The 3,606-nt window shown below is 45.9% G+C and carries 4 protein-coding genes; all 4 read right to left on the bottom strand.

Annotated elements, in window-relative coordinates:
- Positions 1-564, bottom strand: a 564-nt coding sequence (locus tag IQ242_RS19600; RefSeq protein ID WP_193961117.1) for a DUF3086 domain-containing protein, incomplete at its 3' end; no start/stop codon positions are given.
- An 81-nt stretch (positions 565-645) separates the two neighbouring features.
- Positions 646-1,062, bottom strand: coding sequence for a DUF3119 family protein (locus IQ242_RS19605; RefSeq protein ID WP_193961118.1), 417 nt, complete (start codon positions 1,060-1,062; stop codon positions 646-648).
- A gap of 75 nt (positions 1,063-1,137) precedes the next feature.
- Positions 1,138-1,917 (bottom strand): metal ABC transporter ATP-binding protein, encoded by a 780-nt coding sequence (locus IQ242_RS19610; protein WP_193961119.1) that lies wholly within the window; start codon positions 1,915-1,917, stop codon positions 1,138-1,140.
- 94 nt (positions 1,918-2,011) lie between these two features.
- Positions 2,012-3,367, bottom strand: a complete 1,356-nt coding sequence (gene ftsY, locus IQ242_RS19615) for a signal recognition particle-docking protein FtsY (protein WP_193961120.1) — start codon at positions 3,365-3,367, stop codon at positions 2,012-2,014.
- Positions 3,368-3,606: the final 239 nt, after the last annotated feature.

Raw genomic sequence — 3,606 nt, forward strand, 5'->3', positions numbered from 1 at the left:
AGGTTCCACGGAGCGGGGGGATTTTTCGGGGGTTTCAAAACGGGGTAATTCCAACTGTTCGGCAGCCGCGGCCAAATCCTGTAAACTGCCCACCAGATAGTCTTTAAATCCCTGAACCCGCACCGCTAGCTCCTGGGAGACTCCGGCGAAATTACTCCGCATTTCCTGCCGAATCCGCTCACGACGGCGTTCTAACTGTTCGATCGCCACTTCTAAAGCCTGTTTGCGTTGTTCTAGGTCTTTTACCCCTTCCTTGAGCATTCTTTCGATTTGAGCTTTGATATCCCCCAATTCCTCGGCGATCAAGCGTTCTCTTTCCGCTTTTAATGCCGAGATTTCTGCCTCTAGGCTCTGTTTTTGCCGTTCTAGAGCCTCGATTTCTGCTCGTAGGGGTTGCGCTTGCGCTGTGGGAACCAATTCGCCTTCGGGGGCGATTGCCGATGGCAGGGGATTCTCTACCGGGCGATCGTTCCAGAGATCGTCAAAACTAAATTCTTCGACAGATTCATTGGGTAAGTCTGTCATTTTGTCAAGGGGTAAAACATTAAAATCTTCTGAAGTCATCGTCTTTAGAAATGCAGAGCGAACAGAGGGCTAAGGCAGGTAATTAAGACGCTATTAGCTAAATTTTATTTTATCTCAATCTTAGTTCGCTTCTGAGTCGATCGCTGGCGATGCTGCTAAAGGATAGTATTTTTCGAGGCACAGTCTCAGGGTTGCGCTGTCAAAGATAATGGGCAAAAAATGAATGCTGTTAATTTCTTTGAAATAAAATAGGATCGGGACTTGATTCCAGAAAATCCGCCAATTTTGCCATTCTTGGTAGGGAAAGGAGCGAATTTGTTGCCCAGATAGATAGACATCTAAGGAGGTGGGGGTAAACTGGAGACGAATGCGGGTAGTCTGGAACATCAAGAATAGGCCTAACAGGGAGAAAATTATGCCGAGCCAGACCTGTAAAAAGAGTAAAGGCAGCGATAAAATTACCAAAAACAGGGGAATTCGATAGTTAGGAGCCAGTTCGATCGTTCCTGTTACTTCTTGCGGGGAAATAGTTTTCATCGGTGTCCCTATCGGCAGTCAGCCAAAATATCTTCACTTCTAGTTTATCCCATTGTTTTTCGACAGGCGATCGAGTTAACGGGCCGCTGGATAATCGAGACTCGATCGGGGATGATCTGGTGGTGTCATGGCATCGTAGAAGGAGACTTTACCCCCATAGGCGCGCCGGAGATTAAAATCGGTTAAGACCTTAGATCTTTGATCTGCGAGGATCAATTCTTTATTTAAGAGGATTAAATCAGCAAAATGGGTGATAGATTCGCCTAAATCATGGTTAACCACCATGACAATTTTATTTTCTTGGGCTAACTCACCAAAGATATTAAAAAGGATGCCCTCGGTTTTTTGATCTACCCCAACGAAAGGTTCATCAAAACAGAAAATCTCCGCTTCTTGGGCCAAAGATCTGGCTAAAAAGACTCTTTGCTGTTGTCCTCCCGACAACTGACCGAGGGGACGATGGCGTAAATCAGCCATTTCCACCCGTTCTAGGGCATTTAAAGCCTGTTGACGACTAATATGGGAAAAAGGACGAAACCAACCCGTTTTTCTGACTCTCCCCATCATTACCACATCCCAAGCGGTGACGGGATAGGTCCAGTCGATTTGAGATCTTTGGGGAACATAAGCGACTTTATCCAGTTGTTGCTGTAGAGATTGCCCTTGATAGTTAACGCTTCCCTGTTGTACGGGAATTAATCCTAGCATGGCTTTGATCAGGGTACTTTTGCCCGCACCGTTGGGACCGATAATACCGGTTAATCGTCCCGGATGAATTTTCAGGGTGATATCCCGTAGGGCTTCCACGCCGCGATAATATACTCCCAGATGACTAACTGTAATTGTTCTTTGCATAGTTGTTACCCTGAGTCTCCAGTTCTAGCATAGCTAAAAATGAGACAATTATGAAGCAACCATAAAAAGATTATGAAAGATAGCTAGGGTGAGATCAATCGCCACTCAGTAAAGCTTCCACGAATTCGTAACTGGAAAAGGGCCGCAGATCCTCGATTCCTTCCCCGGCGCCGACAAAGCGAATCGGGAGGTTAAGCTGACGCGCTACGGCAAGGGCAACACCCCCTTTAGCTGTACCATCGATTTTAGTCAGGATCACGCCGCTTAATTGGGCAGCTTCCGAGAAAACTTCTGCTTGTCGCAGGCCGTTTTGTCCTAAAGTGGCATCGAGAACTAGAAGGGATTCCACCACGGCACTCTCGGCTTTTTTGTCGATAATACGGCGAATTTTGCTTAATTCTGCCATTAAGTTCTTTTTATTCTGCAATCTTCCCGCCGTATCTACTAAGAGTAATTCTACCTCCCTGGATTTAGCGGCTTCGATGCCATCGTACACCACGGCGGCCGGGTCGGTATTTTTGCCCGGGTTGGCAATTACTTCCACTTGCGATCGCTCTCCCCAAACTTTCACCTGTTCCACGGCAGCAGCGCGAAAGGTGTCGGCAGCGGCGATTATACAGCTATAGCCAGATTGTTTAGATAAATGGGCTAATTTGCCGATAGTCGTCGTTTTACCAACTCCGTTAACTCCTGTAAGCATCCAGATATTTAATTTGCCTTTTTCTGGCTCAAAACCGGGGTTGCTATAATTTGCTAAAGGTGCATCTAAAATCTCGCGGATAATTTCTTTGAGATATTTGATCGCTTTTTCGGGGGGCAGAGCTTCCTGTTTTAGCTTATTTTGGAGGGTAGTGATAATATAATCGGTGGCATCTACCCCCACATCGGCCTGAAGCAATAAAGCTTCGATTTCCTCCACCGCGTCTTGATTGAGGGGACCCTGACCGACCACGGCCTTAAGCTGATTAACCAAGCTGCGGCGCGTTTTGCCTAAACCCTGACGCAATTTTTTTAACCAAGTGATTTCTTCTTCCGAAACGTCCTCTGCTTGTCGTCCCTGATTGGCCAAAACTTTGGCCGACCAGATAAAATCCTCATCTGGTTCTGTGGGGGTTTCGATGGCGGTTTCTTTGAGGATTTCGAGGCGATCAGATTTTTTCAGCCATGCAGGGGTATTATCCTCGGTTTCTTCTTCTTTAACTGGTTCTTCCTCTTGCGGAGGTTCCGTTTCAGCAATAGATGTTTCAGGGGTTTCGCTAACGACGGCCTCGGCCGTGGCTTTTTTCTCTTGAATATTTTTAAAGGCTTTTTTGGCCCAATCTAAATACTCTTCCTGACTGGTTGCCTCGCTAGTCGTCGGGGTTGCCTCGCTGGGGGTTTCCTCTACGGGTGCAGGGGGTGCTTGTTCTTGTTCGGGTTGGACTTTCTGACGACGGAACCAGTTAAACATAGGAGAAACTAAACATAAAACTATTTATCTAGTTTATTTTAACCTTTGGCGTGAGCAATTTTGATAGTTAGATTTTTAATTGTGGATTTCTCAGCATTTTTTGCCAGAGATTACGCAAAAAATACGATGGTAGTAACTCAATTGATCAGCTTCCTCAAGGATAACTTTGTCTCTTTTTAGGGAAATGCTGTATCCTAGAAAATAGAATAGGAAGGAGAGTCAAAAATGTTAAGCCTGTC

Origin of the sequence: Microcystis sp. LEGE 08355 (genome assembly GCF_015207185.1) — a bacterium.
Taxonomy (GTDB): domain Bacteria; phylum Cyanobacteriota; class Cyanobacteriia; order Cyanobacteriales; family Microcystaceae; genus Microcystis; species Microcystis panniformis.

Bases quoted from the DNA above. Each gene is read 5' to 3' on its own strand.
- IQ242_RS19605 (WP_193961118.1), bottom strand. From the start codon at position 1,062: ATGAAAACTATTTCCCCGCAAGAAGTAACAGGAACGATCGAACTGGCT.
- IQ242_RS19610 (WP_193961119.1), bottom strand. From the start codon at position 1,917: ATGCAAAGAACAATTACAGTTAGTCATCTGGGAGTATATTATCGCGGC.
- ftsY (WP_193961120.1), bottom strand. From the start codon at position 3,367: ATGTTTAACTGGTTCCGTCGTCAGAAAGTCCAACCCGAACAAGAACAA.